General features: G+C 67.5%; 18 protein-coding genes. 8 read left to right on the forward strand and 10 right to left on the reverse strand.

Features of this window, described 5'->3' with window-relative positions:
- Positions 1-179: 179 nt before the first annotated feature.
- From ACYQ26_RS13020 to ACYQ26_RS13030, 3 genes are all read left to right on the forward strand, one after another.
- Positions 180-1,814 carry an alpha,alpha-trehalose-phosphate synthase (UDP-forming) gene (locus tag ACYQ26_RS13020; protein ID WP_459809328.1) on the forward strand — a complete coding sequence of 545 codons (1,635 nt, stop codon included), beginning with the start codon at positions 180-182 and terminating at the stop codon, positions 1,812-1,814.
- A 70-nt stretch (positions 1,815-1,884) separates the two neighbouring features.
- Positions 1,885-2,697 (forward strand): trehalose-phosphatase, encoded by an 813-nt coding sequence (gene otsB, locus ACYQ26_RS13025; RefSeq protein WP_459809329.1) that lies wholly within the window; start codon positions 1,885-1,887, stop codon positions 2,695-2,697.
- A 251-nt stretch (positions 2,698-2,948) separates the two neighbouring features.
- On the forward strand, positions 2,949-3,305 hold the full coding sequence (locus ACYQ26_RS13030) for a winged helix-turn-helix domain-containing protein (protein WP_459809330.1): 357 nt from the start codon (positions 2,949-2,951) through the stop codon (positions 3,303-3,305).
- A 105-nt stretch (positions 3,306-3,410) separates the two neighbouring features.
- Here ACYQ26_RS13030 and ACYQ26_RS13035 read toward each other — a convergent pair whose 3' ends face one another.
- Positions 3,411-4,196, reverse strand: a complete 786-nt coding sequence (locus ACYQ26_RS13035; protein ID WP_459809331.1) for a zinc metalloprotease — start codon at positions 4,194-4,196, stop codon at positions 3,411-3,413.
- A 121-nt stretch (positions 4,197-4,317) separates the two neighbouring features.
- Positions 4,318-4,596, reverse strand: a complete 279-nt coding sequence (locus ACYQ26_RS13040) for a hypothetical protein (protein ID WP_459809332.1) — start codon at positions 4,594-4,596, stop codon at positions 4,318-4,320.
- Between the two features lie 286 nt (positions 4,597-4,882).
- Here ACYQ26_RS13040 and ACYQ26_RS13045 point away from each other — a divergent pair, with 286 nt between their 5' ends.
- On the forward strand, positions 4,883-5,437 hold the full coding sequence (locus tag ACYQ26_RS13045; RefSeq protein WP_459809333.1) for a DUF5804 family protein: 555 nt from the start codon (positions 4,883-4,885) through the stop codon (positions 5,435-5,437).
- A 12-nt stretch (positions 5,438-5,449) separates the two neighbouring features.
- Here the strand turns inward: ACYQ26_RS13045 and ACYQ26_RS13050 are convergent, their stop codons facing one another.
- Positions 5,450-6,235, reverse strand: a complete 786-nt coding sequence (locus ACYQ26_RS13050) for a hypothetical protein (protein ID WP_459809334.1) — start codon at positions 6,233-6,235, stop codon at positions 5,450-5,452.
- 126 nt (positions 6,236-6,361) lie between these two features.
- Positions 6,362-7,339 carry a PLP-dependent cysteine synthase family protein gene (locus ACYQ26_RS13055; RefSeq protein ID WP_459809335.1) on the reverse strand — a complete coding sequence of 326 codons (978 nt, stop codon included), beginning with the start codon at positions 7,337-7,339 and terminating at the stop codon, positions 6,362-6,364.
- 261 nt (positions 7,340-7,600) lie between these two features.
- Between ACYQ26_RS13055 and ACYQ26_RS13060 the strand changes: the two genes are divergently transcribed.
- Both ACYQ26_RS13060 and ACYQ26_RS13065 read left to right on the forward strand, forming a co-directional pair.
- Positions 7,601-7,975 (forward strand): TlpA family protein disulfide reductase, encoded by a 375-nt coding sequence (locus tag ACYQ26_RS13060; protein WP_459809336.1) that lies wholly within the window; start codon positions 7,601-7,603, stop codon positions 7,973-7,975.
- Positions 7,976-8,113: 138 nt separating this feature from the next.
- Positions 8,114-9,448 (forward strand): metallophosphoesterase, encoded by a 1,335-nt coding sequence (locus tag ACYQ26_RS13065; RefSeq protein WP_459809337.1) that lies wholly within the window; start codon positions 8,114-8,116, stop codon positions 9,446-9,448.
- A 30-nt stretch (positions 9,449-9,478) separates the two neighbouring features.
- Here the strand turns inward: ACYQ26_RS13065 and ACYQ26_RS13070 are convergent, their stop codons facing one another.
- The 6 genes from ACYQ26_RS13070 to thyA all read right to left on the reverse strand — a co-directional run bounded on the left by ACYQ26_RS13070 (position 9,479) and on the right by thyA (position 15,911).
- Positions 9,479-11,677, reverse strand: coding sequence for a thioredoxin domain-containing protein (locus tag ACYQ26_RS13070; protein WP_459809338.1), 2,199 nt, complete (start codon positions 11,675-11,677; stop codon positions 9,479-9,481).
- 70 nt (positions 11,678-11,747) lie between these two features.
- Positions 11,748-12,293, reverse strand: coding sequence for a hypothetical protein (locus ACYQ26_RS13075; RefSeq protein WP_459809339.1), 546 nt, complete (start codon positions 12,291-12,293; stop codon positions 11,748-11,750).
- Between the two features lie 171 nt (positions 12,294-12,464).
- On the reverse strand, positions 12,465-12,788 hold the full coding sequence (locus ACYQ26_RS13080) for a hypothetical protein (RefSeq protein ID WP_459809340.1): 324 nt from the start codon (positions 12,786-12,788) through the stop codon (positions 12,465-12,467).
- 2 nt (positions 12,789-12,790) lie between these two features.
- The gene (locus tag ACYQ26_RS13085) at positions 12,791-13,333 is read right to left on the reverse strand and encodes a calcium-binding protein (RefSeq protein WP_459809341.1); all 543 of its coding nucleotides are present in this window, start codon (positions 13,331-13,333) and stop codon (positions 12,791-12,793) included.
- Between the two features lie 998 nt (positions 13,334-14,331).
- Positions 14,332-14,898 carry a dihydrofolate reductase gene (locus ACYQ26_RS13090; protein WP_459809342.1) on the reverse strand — a complete coding sequence of 189 codons (567 nt, stop codon included), beginning with the start codon at positions 14,896-14,898 and terminating at the stop codon, positions 14,332-14,334.
- A complete protein-coding gene (gene thyA, locus ACYQ26_RS13095; protein ID WP_459809343.1) occupies positions 14,895-15,911 on the reverse strand; it encodes a thymidylate synthase in 1,017 nt (338 codons plus the stop codon). The genes ACYQ26_RS13090 and thyA overlap by 4 nt, the downstream gene beginning before the upstream one ends.
- A gap of 109 nt (positions 15,912-16,020) precedes the next feature.
- Between thyA and ACYQ26_RS13100 the strand changes: the two genes are divergently transcribed.
- Entirely contained in the window at positions 16,021-17,610 is a 1,590-nt protein-coding gene (locus ACYQ26_RS13100) for a ribonuclease H-like domain-containing protein (protein WP_459809344.1), read from the forward strand.
- Complete coding sequence (locus ACYQ26_RS13105) at positions 17,611-20,397, forward strand: DEAD/DEAH box helicase (protein WP_459809345.1); 2,787 nt, start codon at positions 17,611-17,613, stop codon at positions 20,395-20,397. It abuts the gene before it with no gap.
- The last annotated feature ends 15 nt before the right edge of the window (positions 20,398-20,412 follow it).

Consider the following 20,412-nt stretch of genomic DNA (forward strand, 5'->3'; position numbering starts at 1 on the left):
GGGACTGCGCCGCGTCCGGTCGCCGCGAACCCGATAATCGATGATTATCGCGTATGATGGGCGTTATAAGCGTGCTCGCCGAACGTTCAATCGGGGATATGTATCGCGACGGGCTATTAAATCCCCAGGCAAGCGCAGGCCACGAACCAACCCGTCGTCGGACTGTGGATACGCAGCGAATGCGATTTCCTGAAGAGCGCTTGTCGTCGACGAATTCGTATCGGGGTCAGGTCGGCGGCGGCGGACGCGGTCGGGCCGCCGACGAAACCCGATCGAACGGTCCGAACTGTCCCGGCTCGCTGATCGTCGTTTCGAACCGCCAACCGTACCGCCACGAGTACGAGAGCGACAGCGACGGCGACGGCGACCGGTCCGTCACCGTCGACGAACCCGCCGGCGGCCTTACCGCGGGGCTCGATCCCGTCGTCCAGGAGGCCAGCGGCACCTGGATCGCCTGGGGAGACGGCGAGGCCGACTTCGAGGTCGCGGACGAGGACCACTGCGTCGAGGTCCCGCCCGACGAGGAGGCGTACACGCTACGGCGGATCGACCTCTCCGAGGAAGCCGTCGAGTCGTACTACTACGGATTCAGCAACCGCGTCCTCTGGCCGCTCTGTCACGGCCGTACCGATCTCGTCGATCACCGGTCGGACGACTTCGACTGGTACCGCACCGTCAACGAGCGGTTCGCCGACGCCGTCGTCGAGCACGCGAGCGACGACTCGATCGTCTGGCTGCAGGACTACCACTTCGCGCTCGCGCCCCGGCGGATCCGCGAGTCCGTCCCCTCGTCGACGACCGTCGCGCAGTTCTGGCACATCCCCTGGCCGACGCCGGAGACCTTCCAGCAGTGTCCGGCCGCCGGCCACGTCCTCGAGGGGCTGCTCGGAAACGATCTGCTCGGCTTCCACGTCGACCGGTACGCGGACCGGTTCCTCGACTGCGTCGAGCGGTACCTCCCGGCCGCCGGCGTCGACCGCCGCGAGCGGACGGTTCGCTACGACGGCCACGAGACGCGGGTCGTCGCGACGCCGATGGGCATCGACGCCGAGCGGTACGATCGCGACGCCCGGTCGGTCGATCGGTCGCAACTGGCCGCCGTCCGCGACGAACACGGAATTCCGAACGATACCGTCCTCGGCCTGGGCGTCGACCGGCTCGACTACGCGAAGGGCATCCCCGAACGGTTCGCTGCGCTCGAGCGCTTCTTCGAGCGGAACCCGAACTGGCGCGGCGAGTTCACCTTCGTCCAGAAGGCGACGCCCTCGCGGACTGACATTCCGGCCTACCGGCGGTACGGCGAACACGTCCGCAGCGAGGCCGAGCGGATCAACCGCCGGTTCGGCACCGGCGACTGGCAGCCGATCGTCTACACCGAGGATTACGTCGAGCACGAGAACCTCTGTGCGCTGTACCGCTACGCGGACGTGATGATCGTGAGCTCGCTGGCCGACGGGATGAACCTGGTCGCCCAGGAGTACGTGGCCGCGAACGTCGACGGCGACGGCGCGTTGCTCCTGAGCGACCGGACGGGCGCCCACGAGCGGCTCGGCCCCCACGCGCTCACGATCGACCCGACCGACGCGGACGGGACGGCCGCCCAGCTCGAGCGGGCGCTCTCGATGCCGCTGCGCGAACGGCGACAGCGCATGGGGACGCTGCGGACCCGCGTGTTCGATCACGACCTCGAGGCGTGGATGGACACCCAGTTCGACTGGATCCGCAGCATTCACGGGGACCACGCGACGGACTCGAGCGACGGCGACGAAGCGGACGACGAGCGCGATCCCCGCGAGCGGACGCCGACGGCGTGACCCGTCGGTTTCGCCGCAGGCATCGAGCCGGAGACGACCGCGGACGTACACGCGAACGCAAACGTAACTGATGACGACCGACGACACCGTCCCCGACCCGCTCAAGGAACAGCTTCCGGCCGTTCGCGCGGCGCTTTCGAACGCCTCGCGGCTGCTCGCGTGTCTGGATTTCGACGGCACGCTCGCGCCGATCGTCGACGACCCCGACGCGGCGGCGCCGACGCCGGCGAACGACGCCGCGGTCGAGACGCTCGCGGCCGCCCCGGCGGTGACCACGGCGGTCATCAGCGGCCGGGCGCTGACCGACGTCCGCGAGCGCGTCGATGCTCCGTCGATCTACGCCGGCAACCACGGCCTCGAACTCGAGCGGCGGGGCTCGGTCGCCGTCCATCCGGTCGCTCGCAAGCGGGCGACGCAGATCGAACGCGCCTGCAAGGCGCTCGAGACCCTCCTCGAGCCGATTCCGGGGACCCGCATCGAGAACAAGCGACTGACCGCGACGGTCCACGTCCGGTCCGTACCGGCGGCCGCCGAGCCCGTCGTCGAGACGCACACGCGCGAGATCGTCGACCGGTTCGGCGACGACGCGCTCGAGATCTCGGGAGGGAAGCAGATCCTCGAGATCGAGCCGTCGATCCCGTGGGGCAAGGGCAACGCCGTCGAGCTGATCGAGGCGGAACTGCCCGCCGACACGGTAGCGCTCTACGTCGGCGACGACACGACGGACGAGTCCGCGTTTCGAGCCGTCGAACCGGACGGATTCGGCGTGCTGGTCGGCGACGCGGAGCAGTCGGCGGCGTCCGCTCGCGTCGCGTCTCCGGACGAGGTGGCGTCGTTCCTGGAGTGGCTCGGCACGACCGGGGCCGAACTGGTCGCGGAGTAACCGGGCGTCAGCGCGGCCGGGACGGAAAACGACAGGGGGCAGGCCGGGCACGATCAGGGGACGATCGGGGGGCGTCTATCGCCGACGGATACGCGGGGGTCCGGGAGAACCGTCCGTGATCGTGCCCGCAACAACGATCGGTCCCACGGCCAATAATTCTTCCGATGGTAATAACCGGTGAAGCAGCGCTCGGTAGCCGAAAGTATTAGTTACCACTGGAAATATAGTAGAAACCACGAGAGTGAACGAGAGTGAAGTTACGTCAACCAACTGACTTCCTGATCCTCGAGGCGCTCGAGGACAAGGGGCGAAACGTCGCGACGAACCTCGCGGAGCACACGGGGAAGAGTCGGAAGAACATCAACACCAGACTGCCGGTACTCGAGGACTACGGGCTCGTCCGGAAGATCGGTCCGGCCGAACGGTCCGGCCTCTACGAGATCACCTCCATGGGGAAGGCAGCACTGGTGTACCGCGATCAGTACGACGAGGTCGACGACTTCGAGTCCCTCATCGAGGGACCGAGCGCCGGCGACGTCGACGTCGAGGGGGACGCCAGCGCGCAGGCGGAGTTCGCTCGGGGCGAGCCCGAGGACGACGACGAGTAACGTCCCGAATCGATTCGACCGCGGTTTCTGGTCTCCGTTTTCGTTTCCTCGCGCCCGATTCGGGAGCCGCCGGTATCGGCGATACCGGGCGGACGATCGGAATCGTCACCGCGGGATCTCGAGTCGGGAGCGGCCGTCGGCGGCCAGTTTTCGACGGGCGCACGACGAAAAGGCGAAACTCAGCGCGCGCTCGCGACCGACCGGATCCGGGTAGTCGGTGCCACACTGCGAGCGATCGGTCTCGTGGTCGGGGTCGAAGGCGTACGCGCTGATCATCGGCGTCGCGACGACGGCGTCGCCGTCCCGGAACGCGACGCCGTGTTCGTGTCCGAGACCGAGCGCGTGACCGACCTCGTGGACGAGCACCTGCATCGTTCGCGTCGCGTCCGTCATCGGTGCGATCCGGCGCGGATCCGGCTCCGTTCCCGAATCGCTATCGCCACCGAACAGGTCGTCGAACGGCTCGAGGCCGTCGATGTGCCGGGCGCCGCCGACGGAGGCGACGCGGGGCACCCCGTAGCCGGTCGGGGCGTGCCGCATCTCCCCGTCCGTGACGAGCAGGTTGACGTCGTCGGCCGGCTCGAGCGCGCGTGCGCCGATCGTCCCCGCGGCGACCGCCAGCGGCCACTCGCCGCGGCGCGTGACCGCTGCGCCGTCTTCGGTCGACACCGGGACGGTGCCGCCGATCGACAGGTCGACCGTCCAGAACCCCAGATCGAGGACCCGGCCGAGGTACTCGCGGACGCGGTCCGCCACGTCGTCGTAGTCGGCCGCTCGTTCCGAGAACCAGACGCGCACCTCGAGCGTCTCGCCGCCGGCCCGGGTCGCGTACGCGAGCGTTCCGAGCGACGCGACCGATCCGATCGCCCCGAGAAACGCCCGTCGATTCACGCCCGCTCGTTCGACCGGAAATCCCTACTCCGTCCCGGTGAACAGTCGCACGCTTTATATTCAGGGCCGGCTGTCAGTCGCGGTCGCAGGGAGGTTCAGCGAGTTCGGAGACGGCCCCGACTTACCGGCGCGTCTCGAGCGACGGATACCGGGTGTCGACGACGCGGGCGATCTCGCCTCGCACGCGGATTTCGACCCACGCCGGCACCGTCGCCGGATCGACCGCCGAGAGCATGAGCAGGCCGCCATCGGTCGTTTCGACGAGGCGGCGGTCCGGCTCCCGCTGGCGAATACAGGGGCGCCACGCGCCGCGGCGGAGGTTTCGCGTGACTTCCCAGTCGGTGTAGTAGTGCCCGTTCGAGCCGGCGTAAAGCTCGTCGACCGGTGTATCGCCGATCACGGGTCGTCCACCACCGATCTCGACACCCGTCCGCAACCGTCGGCCGATCGCAGCGTCTTCCCTTCCATCCCGCTCGAGCGATATCGACCCTCGGCCATCGACGCTCGGGTTTACATGGTCGACCTTTATGAAATCATGACTATCCCGTTTCGCAGAACGTGGGCGACGCGGTCGCGTTCGAACCCGGCCGGGTCCGCGCCGCATCCGTCCCGGAACCGGTCGGCACGCGGCGTCTGCGCCGCGAACAACGAAACCCACATTACGGAGACGGCCCGACCTGCAGGTAGTGACCCGCGTCTGTCTCATCGGGAAGCCCGAGAGCACCCTCCGCTACGAACTCCTCTCGCGCGAGACCTCCCGCGAGGCACTCGCGACCTACGACCTCGATCGGCCGTTCGAGAACTCGCTTGCCGTCCGCACGGTCAGCGTCGGCGCCGCCGTCTCCCTGCTGAACGACCTCGACTGGTACCTCACCCGTTTCGTCGACGAGGCGCTCGTCCAGGAGCCGAGCGTGAGCGACGAGGAGTGGCTCTCCCGGGCGCTGGCCGAGCAGCTCCGGAACGGCGACGTCGAGCCCGAGGAGACCGCCGAGTACTGCAAGGTGTACGGCCTCGAGGTGGACGCGGCCGATACCGAGTCGGAGCCCAAGCCCGCCGACGAGTCGGCGCCGGCCGCGGACGCCTCGAGCGGGTCGGACGCGGCCGACGACGGTCGCGGGCGGCCGCGGCTCGTCGAACCGCTGTACGTGCGCCGGACGGACGGGGAGTTACCGGCGTACGACCTCCGGGACGTCGACGAGACGCTCGTCGTCCGGCTGACCGAAGAAGAGTACTCGCCCTGAGCGCGTGGGCGACTACGCGGTGTCGGCGTCGGCGTCGTTTTCCGTCTCGCTTTCGTTGTTCGCCGCGGTCTCGTTCCCGCCGGACGCGCTCGCGCTATCGCTGGCGGCGCCGATTCCGTATTCGCGGCCGTTTTCGTCGACGATCCGCACCGACATCTCCGTCACCGGCTCCGACTCGAAGGTCGCGCGGACCAGCAGTCCGACCGTCGTCTTCGCCTGCGCGCAGTACTCCGTCTCCTCGGACACGTCGCGGACCGCGGCCTCGAGATCGAGGACGTCCGCGCTGTCCTCCGTTTCCGTGAGCCCGATCGACTCGAGGACCATCTCGTAGCAGTGCGTCGGCGCGTCGGCCTCGAGCGGGACCAGCACGCTGTCGTTGAAGGTCGTGTCGGCGACGAACTCGGCGACCGGATCCTCCTCGAGGCCCCGGTCCGCGAGCCAGTCCTCGGCGCGGTCCTGCGTCACGAACAGCGAAGCGTCCGGTTCCGTGGGCGTTTCGGGGTACTGGTAGGAGTGGGTCTCGTGCTCCAAGGGCTCGCCGGTCCCGTCGGACCCGTCAGATCCGTCGGACCCGTTGGCACCGGATTCGTCGTCGGACTCGTTCCCGGTGTCCGACTCGTTTCCGTCGTCGGATTCGTTTCCGCCGTTCGACTCGTTGCCGCCGGAATCGTCTGAACCGGAGCCGGGAGTAGAATCGTCGAGGTCCTGAATACAACCCGCAGAGAGGGCGAGTGCACCGCTGGTGCCGAGGAGGACGGCTCGCCTCGAGAGGGACGACTGCGAAGTCGGGGATGTCATCTCGCCCGAACGTAGACGCGGGTGACTAAAGACGGTTTGCGTAACTGAAAGAGGCGTTTTTGCTATCTCGTTTTCGTTTTCCCCGCATCGGACTCGAGCGATAGAAGCGGTAGCCCGCGGCGACCGTCAGTCGAACAGACCGGTCGAGAGGTACCGCTCGCCGCTGTCCCAGAAGACCGTCACCACGAGCGGGCAGTCCTCGGCCGGCTGTCCGCCGTCGGGTTCGGGGGTCGCCGCCGGCTCGTCGAACGCGCCGGGCACCTCCGGACACTCGAGGTCGGGCTCGGCGATTTCGCGGGCGATCCGCTGAGAGACGAGGCTCGTCGCGCCGCTGGACTGGCCCACGAGGATGCCCTCCTCGCGGGCGAGGCGGCGACACTCCTCCTCGGCGTTCTCGAGTCGGACGGTCTCGACGCGGTCGATCAGGTCCAGATCGAGGTTGTCGCTGACGAATCCGGGGCCCATCCCCTGGAAGTCGTCGTCGCCCGACTCGCCCGTCGAGAGGACGGCGTTGCGCTCGGGTTCGACGGCGATGACGTCCATGTCGGGGAACTCCTCGCGGAGCCGCCGTCCCGTGCCCGAGATGGTGCCGCCGGTGCCGACGCCGGCGACGAAGGCGTCGATCTCGCGGTCGCCGACCTGCTCGAGGATCTCCTCGCCGGTCGTCTTGTAGTGGGCTTCGGGGTTCGCGGGGTTCTCGAACTGCCCTAGCTGGACCGCGCCCTCTGCCTCGAGTTCGTCGGCGCGGGCGCGGGCGTCCTCCATGTCGCCCTCGACGAGCTCGAGGTCGGCGCCGTAGGCGGCCATGATCTGCCGGCGTTCCTCGGACTTGTCGGCGGGCATGACGATGGTGAGGTCGTAGCCGCGGGCGGCCGCGACCAGCGATAGGCCGATGCCCGTGTTCCCGCTGGTCGGTTCGACGAGCCAATCGCCGGGTTCGATGTGCCCCTCGCGTTCGGCCGCGCGGACCATCTCGCGGGCCGGCCGATCCTTGGCCGAGCCGCCGGGGTTGAAGGATTCGATCTTGGCGGCGACGGTAACGCCCTCCGGCGAGTCGACCTGGACCAGCGGCGAGCCGACGGTGTCCAGGATGCTCCCTTTCATTAGCACTCCCTAGTGCGTTCGAGCCATAAACCGATGCTGGACTCAGGCAGGACGTGCCGGTGTATCGGCTAGTCGCGGAACTCGAGCGTCCAGTGAGTACTTCGAGCGTAGTGCACACCTTGAAAGCCCCCTGGTCCCTTTCAGTCCTGCCCGGCGGCGGTTGGTCGGTCCGCTACCGAAGCGGTCGGCGGTCACGCAAGCCCACGTGCACGGCCTGTCAGAAACACGGTCGTTAAGCCCCCCGGCGCACAATCCATGCGTATGAGTCTCGAGACCATGAACCCGAACCCGACGTGGGACGCCGCGTCGTACGAGGACGCCGTCGACACGCTCGAGGAGCACAACGACGAACTGGTGTACAAGGTCTGGGGCGGCGACTGGTGCAAGGACTGCCGCGCCCTCCTGCCCGATTTCGGCGCCGCGCTGGACGCCGCAGACGTTCCCGGGGACCGCATCGAGGAGATCGCGGTCGACGAGGACAAGCAGGGGCCGGGCGTCGACGAGTACGGCGTCGAGTACATCCCGACGATCGTCGTCGAGAACGACGCGGGCGAGGAGATCACCCGCTTCGTCGAGGAGGAGGACCTCCCGCCGGCGATCTGGCTGGCCCAGCGGCTCGAGGAGGAACTGGCGTAAACGAGTCCGTTCGTTCCCGTTCCGCTCGGTCGATTCCGTTTTGCTGGCGGTTGACTCCTCCAGTAGCGGCGCGTCCGACTCCGTTCAGAACCGGGGAGGGGCCAGCACTATCCCTCTCGGCGTCGGACGTGAAACGTCATGGCAGCCGACGCGGACGATCCGGTCTACTACGTGATAAGCGACCTCCACATCGGCGGCGACGAACAACTGGGGGAGGTCGACTTCCTCCCGGAGTTGCTCGAGTTCCTCCGCGACCTCGAGGAGACCGACGAGGACGCGGAACTGGTCATCAACGGCGACGCGTTCGGATTGTGGGAGTTCACGGAGGTCGACGGACCGGCGAAGTTCGACGTCCTGACCGAGCGGTACCCCGAACTGTTCGACCAATTGCGCGAGACCGGCGACTCGATCCCGATCACGCTGTTGCCGGGCAACCACGACAACGAACTCGCGGCCTACGACGAGTACGTCGAACGGCTGGCCGAGTACAACGTCGACCTCGTCCGGGCCGAATCGATCACTCGGCCGGTCGGCGACCGGACGATCTACTTCGAACACGGGCACCAGCGCGACCCCAACAATCGGTTCGAGGACTTCGGGAATCCGTACGAGACGCCGCTTGGCTACTACTACAACACCAACGTCACGAGCAGGGCCGGCCGGCTGTCCGAGCGGGGACGGTTCAACTGGCTGAAGGACGTGCAGGCGGTGACGCCGACCGAACGAGTCCCCCGCTGGCTCCTCTCGAAGTACTTCTACCGCGAGATGAATCCGCTGCTTCGCTACGCCGCGATCCCGATCCTGCTGCTGTTCAACGTCAGCGTCGTGCTCGCGGTGCTGGCCGGACTGGACGTCGCCGGCGTCTGGACGCTGCCCGTCGAGGCGGCCGACGCGGCGCTCACTCGGCTGGGTCTCGTCGGGGAGGCGGTCCACTTCCTCCTCGTCGCCAACGCGGCGATCGCCGGCGTGTTGGTGCTCGCGGGCGTGCCGCTCTACCTCGTCGTCCGCGACGTCGGGAAGACGGTCGATCGGTTCGGCGTACTCGAGACGGACCTCACTGTCGACCCCGACGAACCGTACGCGGCGGCCGCCCGCGAGGAGTTCGCCGAGCGTCCGGAGACCGCGGTCTTCTGTTACGGCCACACCCACCGCCCGCTGTTGAAGGAAGTCGACGGCCGGGCGCTCGTCAACACCGGCACGTGGCTGAAGCGCCTCCACCGCCGCGACGTCGTCGCGGGGCTGCTCCCGCCGGTGTTCTATCCGTCCTACCAGCTGTGCGCCGTGCGGATCGCCGCCGAATCCGACGGCGTCGCGGTCGAGTTCGAGCGGATCGAGAAGGACGATCCGAGCGCGGATGAGATCACCTACACCGAGCGCCTGCTCACGCTAGGGCGGGCGCCGACTCCGACCCTGCCCGATCGAGCGGTCGTCGACGACGCGGGCCTCCAATCCGCCTCCGCTCCGGACGAGTGAGGGGAAGGGAACTCGAGCGAACGCGATCCCTCAGAACGGGCTCTCGTCGTTGAGCGACGGACCGTCAGCACTCGCCCCCTCCCCCTCGACCGCCGCGTTGTCGCCGAGCCACTCGAGGGCCTCGTCGACGTCGTGGGTCGGCGGCGAGCACGTTCGATCGCGGCAGACGTACAGCGTCGGCTCGCCGTCGCGGGCCTCGCGGCCGGCCCAGATCGGCGGCGCTTCCGCGAGGTCCAGTTCGTCGAGCCAGCCCTCGAGTTCGTCCTCGGTCGCCGGCCGACGCGCGAACAGCCGGTCGGGGAAATACTGCGAGGCGAACCGGTCACGCCACTCATCGGGGAGGTCGTCGGCCGCGACGGTCACCTCGAGCGCGCCCGCCTCGAGGCAGTCCGCGGCGAGACACAGCGTCGTGTGCTCGAGGGAATTGGCCTCGATCGTGTTCGCGTGGGTCTCGAGGACGGTCGCGGCGATTTCCTCGAAGTCCTCGTCGGCGAATTCGTCGAGCGCGAGCAGGACTTCGACGGCGACGCCAGTCGCGGCGGGCGTCGACTGATCGCCCAGTTCCTGCGGTCGCGTGACCAGCGACTCGCCGCTCTCGGGGGTGAAATACAGCGTGCCCCGGTCGGCGTCCCAGAACTCGGCCTCGATCGTACGGGCCAACTCGAGCGCGAACCGGAGGTGCTCGAGGTCGCCGGTGGCCTCGTAACAGCCCAGCGCGCCCCGCGCGAGGAAGGCGTAGTCCTCGAGGTAGCCGTCGACTTTGACGTCCCCGTCCTTGTACCGCCTGTTGAGCCGCTGCTCGCTCTCGTTCCAGAGCCGATCCCGCACGAACTCGAGGGCGTCGACCGCCATGTCGGCGTACTGGTCGTCGCCGAGGACGAGCGCGGCCTCGGCGCAGGTCGCGATCATCAGCCCGTTCCAGCCCGCCAGCACCTTCTCGTCGCGGTTCGGGCGCGGCCGCCCCTCGCGGGCCGCGAACAGTTGCTGCCGTGCAACGTCGAGGCGCTCCTGCACCTCGCTCTCCTCGAGGTCGTACTCCTCGGCGAGCTCGTCGATTGAGCGCACCCGGTTGGGCTGGTTCCGTCCCTCGAAGTTGCCCGACTCCGTGATGTCGTAGCGGTCGCAAAAGAGGTCGGCCGTCGTCTCGCCCTCGAGGGCCTCCCGGACCTCGTCAGGCGTCCAGACGTAGAACGCCCCCTCCTCACGTTCGCCGGTCTCGGGGTCCTCGCTCTGCGCGTCGAGCGTACTGAAGAAGCCGCCCTCCTCGTGGGTGAGTTCGCGGTCGACGAACGCGAGCGTCTCCGCGACGACGTCGGCGTAGCGCTCGTCGCCGGTGAGCTGGTAGCCCGTCAGGAAGGCCCGCGGGATCTCGGCGTTGTCGTACAGCATCTTCTCGAAGTGGGGAACCGTCCAGTCCCGGTCGACGCAGTAGCGGTGGAAGCCGCCGCCGACGTGGTCGTAGAGCCCGCCCGCGGCCATCGCGTCCAGGGTTTCTTCGAGCACCGCCCGATAGTCGTCGCGACCGGTGCGGTCGTACGCACGCGCGAGAAGCTGGAGCCGCGAGGGTTGCGGGAACTTCGGCCCGTCGGTGCCGAAGCCGCCGTACTGGCGGTCCGCGCTCCGAAGGGCTGCGTTGGCAGCGGTCTCGAGCACCTCGCTCGAGGGCGGTTCCGCTGCGCCGCCTGCGCCCGCGCCCTCGGGCGTCTCCTCGAGGCGGTCCTTCGCCGCCTCGGTCCACTGGTCGGCGCGGTGTTCCATCTCCTCGCGGTCCTCGCTGTTCCAGGAGTCGCTGATCCGCTCGCAGAGGTCGAGGAAGCCGGGCTGGCCGCGCTGACCCTCCCGGGGGAAGTAGGTCCCGACGAAGAACGGTTTCCCCTCGGGGGTGAGCCACGCCGAGAGCGGCCAGCCGCCCCGCCCGGAGACCAGTTGGCAGACGGTCATGTAGATCGAGTCGATGTCCGGGCGCTCCTCGCGGTCGACCTTGATCGGGACGAAGTTCTCGTTCAGCACCTCGGCGACCTCCTCGTCCTGGAAGCTCTCCTCCTCCATGACGTGACACCAGTGACACGCCGAGTAGCCGATCGAGAGGAAGATCGGCACGTCGCGCTCGCGGGCCGCCTCGAGGGCCTGTTCGTCCCACGGTTGCCAGTTGACGGGGTTGTCCGCGTGCTGGCGCAGGTAGGGACTCTCCTCGTCCTCGAGCCGGTTGCGCCGGGTCGGGTTATCCATGCCCGACCATAGTCGTGCAGCCGGTAAAAGATCCGTGTTCGCGGGGCCGGAATCGGACCGGCGTCCGTCGCTACGCGTCGTTCTCGGCCGATTCCGAACCGGCCGAACCGATGCGGCGGGCCGTCGTCCGCAGGAGGGACAACTGCGTACTGAACACCTTCGCGCCGGCTTCGAACACGTAGCACGCGCCGACTTCGAGCGATTCGCGCGTGAAGACCGTCGTCGTCGATCGGACCTGCGTTTCCGAGAGTGCGAACCGGACGACGTAGCCGACGTACTCGTCGGGCCGGGTGAGGACGGGAACCGTGTCGCCGTTCGGAAGCGCGAGGAGTTCGACGACGATCGGCGCCGGCAATCGATCGACGACGCGGCCGGTCGTTCCCGGCTGATAGTCGGTTATCGGGACCAGCACCCGTGGGTCCGGTTCGTCGTCCTCCGACGGTGGAGTCGCTTCCGCCGAACCCTCGCCGGTGTCGACTGGCGAACGGATCGATTCGGCCGACTGTCCACCGGCTGCATCCGCGGTGTCCGATTGGCGATTCGTCGCAGTGGGCGCCGTATTGGCCCCTGAAACGTCCGATTCGCTCGAGCCGTTGGCCGCTCGGTTAGGAATCATGGATTGCTGAGATGGCTTTCGGTACGGGTGCGCTGACTCCGGTATCGACGGTCACCGACACCACCTGCGGACAGACGGATCGACCGTCGTCTCGTTGCAACCGAAACCGGATCCGAGTCCGAGTCCGACGAGCGCGTCGTCGTGACCGTCAATAAAATAGATGCCGAGCCGCTATTCCAGCGACGTCGAGAGGAGGTTCAATTGGGTGCTGAAGATCTGTGCGTCATCGCCGAGCGATCCACTGGCACCGCTCTCGTAACTCTCGTCGCGGGTGAACAGGAGGATCGTGGGCCCCTGCGGTCCGTCGTCGGCCTGGAGACGGACGACGTGACCGGCGTACTCATCGGGCTGCGAGATTTCGGGGACGGTCTCCCCCTCGGACTGGAGGATTTCGACCGTCGTCGACGTCTCGAGCTGCGAGATGACCTCGAAGCTTTCGCCGGCCTCGTAATCGTACGTGAACACTAGAACTTGTCCGTCATCGTCTTGCACCATCGTTATGCACCTCCGGTCGTGTTGTTCTCAGTGGTCGTCTCGTTGTCGTCGGTCGTCACTTCTACCTCCACGTCGTCCTCGGTGACTTCGGTGTCCTCGGTATCCTCGGTGTCCATGCCGCCGCCGCCGTTGACCGACGTGCTCATGAGGTTCAGTTCCGAGCTCAGCACGGACGCGTCCTCGCCGATCGTTCCGGTGTCACCGGCGCTCAGGCTCGTTCCTCGCGTGAACAGGAACGATGTGATTCCCGACTCCTGACCGATGTCGTATCGGATGACGTGTCCGGTCCACTCGTCGGGCTGGGAGATCTCCGGCACGGTTTCGTCGTCCACTGAGAGGATGTCGACCGTCGTCCCACTCTGGAGTTGGGCAAGGACTTCGAAATTCGCACCCGGATAGAGATGTCTCGCGAAGACCGCTATCTGGCCGTCCTGTGCGCTGACCGTAGCTGTTCCGAAAGTGCCGAGCGTCAGTGCGCCCGTCGCGAGGGCACCCTTCGCCATGAATGATCGCCTCGAGTCGCCTGTCGTGTCTTGTTCGCTCATGTGTTCTCTCACACCCCGTCGCGGGGCGTGACTGACCTTGTCCGAGTTGTCGAATAAACGCCGTCGACCGTTTCTTTCCGTATCAATTAATTTAGCAGCCTGGGAGTTTCTTCGAGTGATTGCGTTCGAAAGACGTTCGTCGCACCGGATTCGCCGTTTTCTGGAGGACACGAGCGCTGACAGTTTCCCACGAGAAAAGCCGGATTCGCAAAGAGGTGTCACCGATCAGTGATCATCGGAAACGTGATCGACGCCGTTTGCAGTCGGAAAAAGGGAATTACGTCGGCCGTAGAACGAAACAATAGCGACGGCGGTCGACCGTCGATATGCGGCCGTCAGGCGGTCGGAACGCCCGTCGGAACGGGAGCGGACGAGGACGGGCCACGACGTCGGTCGCGTAATCATCACTGGTCGCGAACGACCGATCGACCAGCGCAGGGACAGTTGCCCCGATAGTGTCGTATATACAACCAATCTCGACGGCAGCGAGCGATCGGTCCGCGCAATTGTCACATTCTGCGTGAACGGAACGAACGCGACGGGAGCAGAACAGGTAGTGCTTCGAACGCGCGTTCTTGCGACAGTCAGTCGGTGTGAGAGGTGACTCGTCGGCGAATCGGTAGCTGAAGTGATCTTCCCCGCCGTAGCGATTTCGCGCGAAACGACACTCTCCCGTCGAACTCGAGGGGGTTCGCCCTGGATCGCACGGGCGGTCACCGCGCTCTGTGAGGCGATTTCGGGACGTTCGAAGGCGGTTCAGGTGGAGGGTCGACGCCGCGTCCGGCGTCCGCGGAAACTCTCCCTTTGAGGCGGTAACCGCCATCATATCGCGTCGTTCACGAACGCAACGCCTAGATTCGTCGGAAACGGTCGGAGACAGTATCGGTTTTGCCAGCGATCATTCTCCTCCTCTCAGTGGTAACATATGACAAAGATAGGCGCATCCACCTGCGTGACCGATCATCGCCGGTTCTCGAACGGCGGCGGCCGGGGCCGGGCTAGGCGTCGACCGTCGATTCCGGGCTGACGTACTCGCAGAACGCGAACCCGTCACGCTCGTCTCGAGCGACTTCCGTCCACGCCTCGCGGTCCCAGTCGGGGAACCGGGTGTCGCCGTCGGGGTCGTCGTGGACCTCGGTCACGACCAGCCGATCGAGGGCGGGCAGAAACTGTTCGTAGACCGTCGCGCCGCCGGCGACGAAGATCCGATCGGCGCCGTCGTGTCGCTCCCGTGCCGCCGCCTCCGCCGCCTCGAGCGCGTCCTCGAGATCGGTCGCGACGACGGCGTTCTCGGGCGTCTCGAGGTCGCGGCTCGTGAGGACGATCGTCGTCCGCCCCGGCAGCGGTTCGCCCAGCGCCTCGAGGATCCCCTCGTAGGTGACCCGCCCCATGATGACGGGGTGGTCCATCGTGGTCTCCTTGAAGTGTTGCAGATCCGCGGGGATGTGCCAAGGCATGTCCCCGTCCTTCCCGATGACGCCGTTGTCGGCGACGGCGACGATGCCGACGAGTTCGCGGTCGGTCTCCGGAAGCGCTCCCTCGTCCTCGAGTTTGCGGTCGTTCATTCTGCGACGCCGAATTTGATCCCGTCGTGGGACTCGTACCCCTTCAGTTCGACGTCCTCGTAGGCCAGCTCGTCGATCGAGACGTCCGCCACCTCGAGCGTCGGTCGCTCGAGCGGCTCGCGCGATAGCTGCTCGAGCAGACCCGGCACGTGATCCAGCCGCTCGTCGCCCTCGGCTTCCGGCGGCGCCTCGGACTCGAGCCACTCCTTGACCGCGAGGTAGTCCTCGCGGTCGTCGACGTCGGCCAGCCGGGACTGGAGGGCCTCGAGGTTGTCGGCGTACCAGTCCCCGCGTTCGCCCTTGCCGCAATAGACGTGGGCGTCGACGACCGTGTGCGCGAAGGTGCCGGGTTCGAAGCCGGTCTGCTGGGCGACGACTTTCGTCAGCAGCGCGTAGGCCGCGACGTTGAACGGGACGCCGAGCGCGATGTCGCCCGAGCGCTGCGTGAGGTGACAGTTCAGCCGGTCGCCCTGCACGTTGAAGACGAAGGAGTAGTGACAGGGCGGCAGCGTCGAGACGGCCGCGTTCGCGGGGTGCCAGGCGTTGACCACGAGCCGCCGCGAGTTGGGGCTATCCGAAAGGGTGTCGATCACGTACTGCAGTTGATCGAACGTGCGGCGACCGTCCGCCTCCTCAGTGACCCAGCGGTTCGTCTCGTCGGGCCAGGACTCGCCCTCGAGTTGCGCCTCTCCCTCCGGAATCGGGTAGCGCCGCCAGAAGCGACCGTAGGCGGTGTCGAGGCGCCCCTCCTCGTCGGCCCAGGCGTCCCAGATCTTGGTCTCCTCGCGGAGGTTGCGGATGTGCTCCTCGCCGGAGAGGTACCAGCAGACCTCGTGGAGCATCGAGTTCCACCGGTAACCGTCCATTTTCTTGGTGGTCAGGAGCGGGTACCCCTCCTGAAGGTCGACCTCGTAGTGCTCGCTGAACGACGAAATCGTGTCGACGCCGGTCCGGTTGGGCTTGTGGGTCCCCTCCGAGAGCGCCGCGTCGACGAGATCGAGGTACTGTTGCATTGTCGCCCAATTTGGAGTGCCCGTACATAGTGGGTTCGGACTGATCGAACCGACCACTTTCACCGCGCTGTCCAAACCCTCTTTGTCCCCCCGCGCCTTCCGACGATCAATGACCGCTCGAGCCGGCGCTCGCCTGCTCGCCCTCCCGCCGTCGGCGATCGTCGACCGACCCGCCGCGACCCTCGCGGACGTCGATCGGACCCTCGAGCCCGATGCCGTCTGGGTGCTCGGCCCGTCCCGCGAGCCGCAGGCCTTCGCCGCGGCGCGGCGGGCGTTCGACGCGTCGGTCTTCCATCCACCGCTCGAGGCCGGCGATAGCTCCCTCCAGAAACAGGAAATCGCCGACCGTGAGGTCGTCGTCGCACAGAGCGCACGGGCGATGCAGGCGTCTCCGGATGCTGTCTCGAGCGCGCTCGAAACCGCCGACGAGGGCGCTGCGCTCGTCTGCGACGATATCGCGACCTCGACGCGACCGACGGCCCTCGAGACGACCCTCGAGGGCGCCGACGTCCTCGCCGCGGCACTACCGACGGGCCGCGTCACGACCGTTCTGACGGGCAGCGAGCCGGCCGGCTACGATGAACTGTGGCACCTCGAGGCTGAGACGGAGACCGGCGGCGGTGCGGGTGCGGTCCGACGCGTCGATCACGACCCTGCGATCGATCGCGAACCGGCCGGGGACGACTGCGTTTCCGTCCGCGTGCAGGGAGTCGGTCCCACTGGGGGATACGGCGGTGGACAGTCCATCGCGCTCCTCGAGTTCGCCGCCGACGGCATCGGCGTCGACACCTACGACGTGACCGACTTCGGCCTCGAGGCGGTGTCCGGAATCGGCCCGAAGACCGCCGAGCGGCTGGCCGACCGCGGCGTGACGACGCGATCCGAGTTGCTCGAGACGCCGGTCGAACGGCTCGCCGAACTGCCCAACGTCGGTCGGGACCGCGCGCGTCGGATGCACCACCACGCGACGGTCCTCGAGACCGGCGAGCCCCGTAGACTCAGCGACGAATCGCTGCCCGGCGAGAACTGGTCGACCCCGCCACTCTGTCTGGACATCGAGACCGACGGACTCTCGCCGACGATCATCTGGCAGATCGGCGTCTACGACCCCGCGACAGACGAGCACCGGGCGTTCGTCGAACGCGACGATCCGAGCGATCCGGCCGCTGTGCTCGAGGCCTTTTGCGACTGGCTGCTGGGCGTCCACCCGAACAGAGCCCTGCTGACCTGGAACGGGTGGGGATTCGACTATCGACATCTGGAGGCGTTCGTCGCCAAACACGTCCCCTACTACGCCGAGGAGTGGGACTCGATCCCCAAACTCGACCTCTACCTGTGGGCCGTCGAGAACGAGAACGCCCTCCTCCCTGGGCGGACGAACAAGCTCGAGTCGGTCGCCGGCGCGCTCGGCTACGAGGACGCGGGAACGGGCCTCGACGGCGCGCAGACGGCCGCAGCGTACCAGCGGTTTATGCGAACGGGCGAGCCGCTCGAGTGGCACCGCCACGAGGCCTACTGCGAGGACGACTGCCGGGCCCTGTGGCACGTCTACGAGCGGCTTCGGGACGCGCCGCGGGTTTCTGATTCGGGTGCGACAGCGGGCTCGAGTTCGGGGACTGTGGACGCCTCGACATCGCAAGGTAACGACAGCGATCCGAGCACGACCGATAGCGAACAGACCGGACTGGGTGATTTCTAGATGAGCGAGCGCGAGTCTGCAACCGACGATACGGAGATTCCGATCACCGGCGACGAACTGACCGACACCTTCCCCGGCTACCGGTCGGACGACGACGTCTCCGTCCTCGAGTTGCCGGGCCGCGACGCATCGACGGTGCCCAACGAGGAGGTTCTGCGGCCGGAACTCGCGGGGCCGCTCGCGAACGACCTTTATTCTCATCAGGCCGAGGCCCTCGAGGCACTGGCCCGCGAGGAGAACGTCTGTGTCGCGACGAGCACCTCCTCGGGAAAGACGCGGATCTACGCACTCCAGATCGCGCGGAACTACCTCGAGGCGCGGGCTCGCGGCGAAGACTCGACGGCGTACGTCCTCTACCCGACGAAGGCGCTCTCGCGGGACCAGGAGCGCGAGTTGACCGATCTATTCGACGACCTGGGACTCGATATTTCGGTGCGGGTCTACGACGGCGACACGGAGCGCGGGCAGACTCGCCGACAGATCCGCGAGGAGGCCGACGTCATCATCTCGAACTTCGCGGGCGTGAACACATATCTGCACGACCACGACCGCTGGGCGCGCTTTCTGTCGGCCTGCGATCTGGTCGTGATCGACGAGTCCCACACCTACACCGGCGTCCACGGGATGCACGTCGCCTGGATCATTCGGCGGTTGAAGCGGGTGCTCGAGTACTACGCGGCCGACCCGCAGTTCGTGCTCACGAGCGCGACGATCGGCAATCCGGGCGAACACTCCGAGGCGCTGATCGACGAACCCGTGACGGTCGTCGACGAGGACGGCTCGCCGACGGGGCCGCGGGATCTGGTGTTGTGGAATCCGCCGCCGCGAGCTCGCGAGGACGAGCGAAGCGAGTCCTCGGAGATGCGAACGGGAGCGACGCGGGCCGAGCGAAGCGAGGGCCGCGAGGAGCGACACGTGAGCCGCGAGGATACGGAAGACGAGCGCGACGAGTGGAGCGAGACGGACGGTGGCGAAGCGACGCAAAGCGACGGCGGCGAGGACGCCATCGTCGAGCGCGTCCCCGCCACCGTCGAAGCGCCGCGGCTCCTCTCGCATCTCACCTACCACGACGCACAGACGCTGCTGTTCTCGCCCTCGAGAAAGCTCGCCGAACTCTCGGTCAAGCGGGCGTCGAAGCACCGCCACGACAACCGCCGCTACTACACGAACCCGGATCGGGGCAGCGCCATCGAACCCTATCACGCCGGCCACTCGCGCAAGAAGCGCCACGGCACCGAGCACCAGCTCAAGACCGGCGTGCTGGACGGCGTCGCGTCGACCAACGCCCTCGAGCTGGGGATCAACATCGGCGAGATGGACGCCACGGTGCAGTTGGGCTATCCCGGCCAGCGCCAGTCGTTCTGGCAGCAGCTCGGCCGCGCCGGCCGGGGGACGAAACGCGCCCTATCGGTGCTGGTCGCCGAACACCGAACCCTCGACCAGTACGTCGTGAACAACCCCGACTACCTGCTCGAGAACGACGTCGAGGACGCGGTCGTCGACGTGGACAACGACGCGGTCTTCGCCCAGCACCTGCGCTGTGCGGCCGACGAACTCGCGATCGACGAGTCGGACGTCGGGCGGCTGGCCGACCGCGAGCGCCTCGAGCGGGCCCTCGAGATGTGGCGACGCGCCGGACAGTTACAGGGGAGCCTCGAGACGGGCGTCTCCTACGTCGGCCCGCCGCGACCGCAGCAGTCGATCTCGCTGTACGCGACGACCGGCGAGGAGTACGAGGTCGAACTGGCCGACGGCGTCGACGAGCAGTACGATCCGCAGATGGAGCCGCTGGCCGAGGAGCGCGTCCTGCGGGACTTCCACGAGGGCGCGGTCCGGCTGCATCAGGGCCAGCAGTACGAGGTCGTCGACGTCGAGCACGACGCGCCCCGGCCCTCGGTGACGGTGCGGCCGACCGACGTCGACTACTACACGCGGACGCGGACCGACGTGACGGTCCTCGATGCGGTCTCGGAAGAATCACGCGAGATCGGCGACTTCACGCTGCACTTCGGCCGCGGCCGCGTGCTGGTCTACCACGGCACCTACGACAAGGTCGCAGTCCACGGCGGGAAGAAGAAAGAGCAGGCGATCCCGACCGACAACCCGCCGCTGTCGATGGAGACGCAACTCTGCTGGCTCGAGGTGCCCCAGTACGTCGAGGACGCCCTGGTCGAGAAGTACCGCGACTTCACGGTGCCGGAGATGGACGGGGAACTCGCCCAAACGGCCCACCTCGGCTACGCGGGCGGGCTCCACGCCGCCGAGCACGCGACGATCGGCGTCGCGCCGCTCGAGTTGATGGTCGACAAGCGCGATCTCGGGGGGCTGGCGACGTTGACGATCGACTCGCACCTCGAGCAGTCGCCGCGCGAGGAGACCGGATTCGGGACGGCGCGGAACGGCGACGCGCCGCAAAACATCGCCGCCGCCGAAGCCACCGTCAGGGAGATCGCACAGGGCCTCGAGCGCGAGCCGGCCAGCGGCTGGTTCATCTACGACGGGATCGACGGTGGCCTCGGGTTCGCGCGGGCGATCTACGAAAACTTCGAAGCCGTCGCCCGGCGGGCACGCGAGCACATCGCCGACTGCGATTGTGGCCGCGTCGACGGCTGTCCCGCCTGCGTGATGGACGAGCAGTGCGGGAACGACAACCAGCCGCTGCACCGGGACGCGGCCGTGGACGTGCTGGATCAGCTGCTCGGAGACGCCGGAGAGGAAGCGCTCGAGGCACACCTCCCCGACGAGGAGTACGGCGGTGAGCGGCGGCCGCCGCTGTTCTACGCGTAACCCGTTCGTTCGGCC

This window comes from Halopiger thermotolerans (assembly GCF_054654555.1).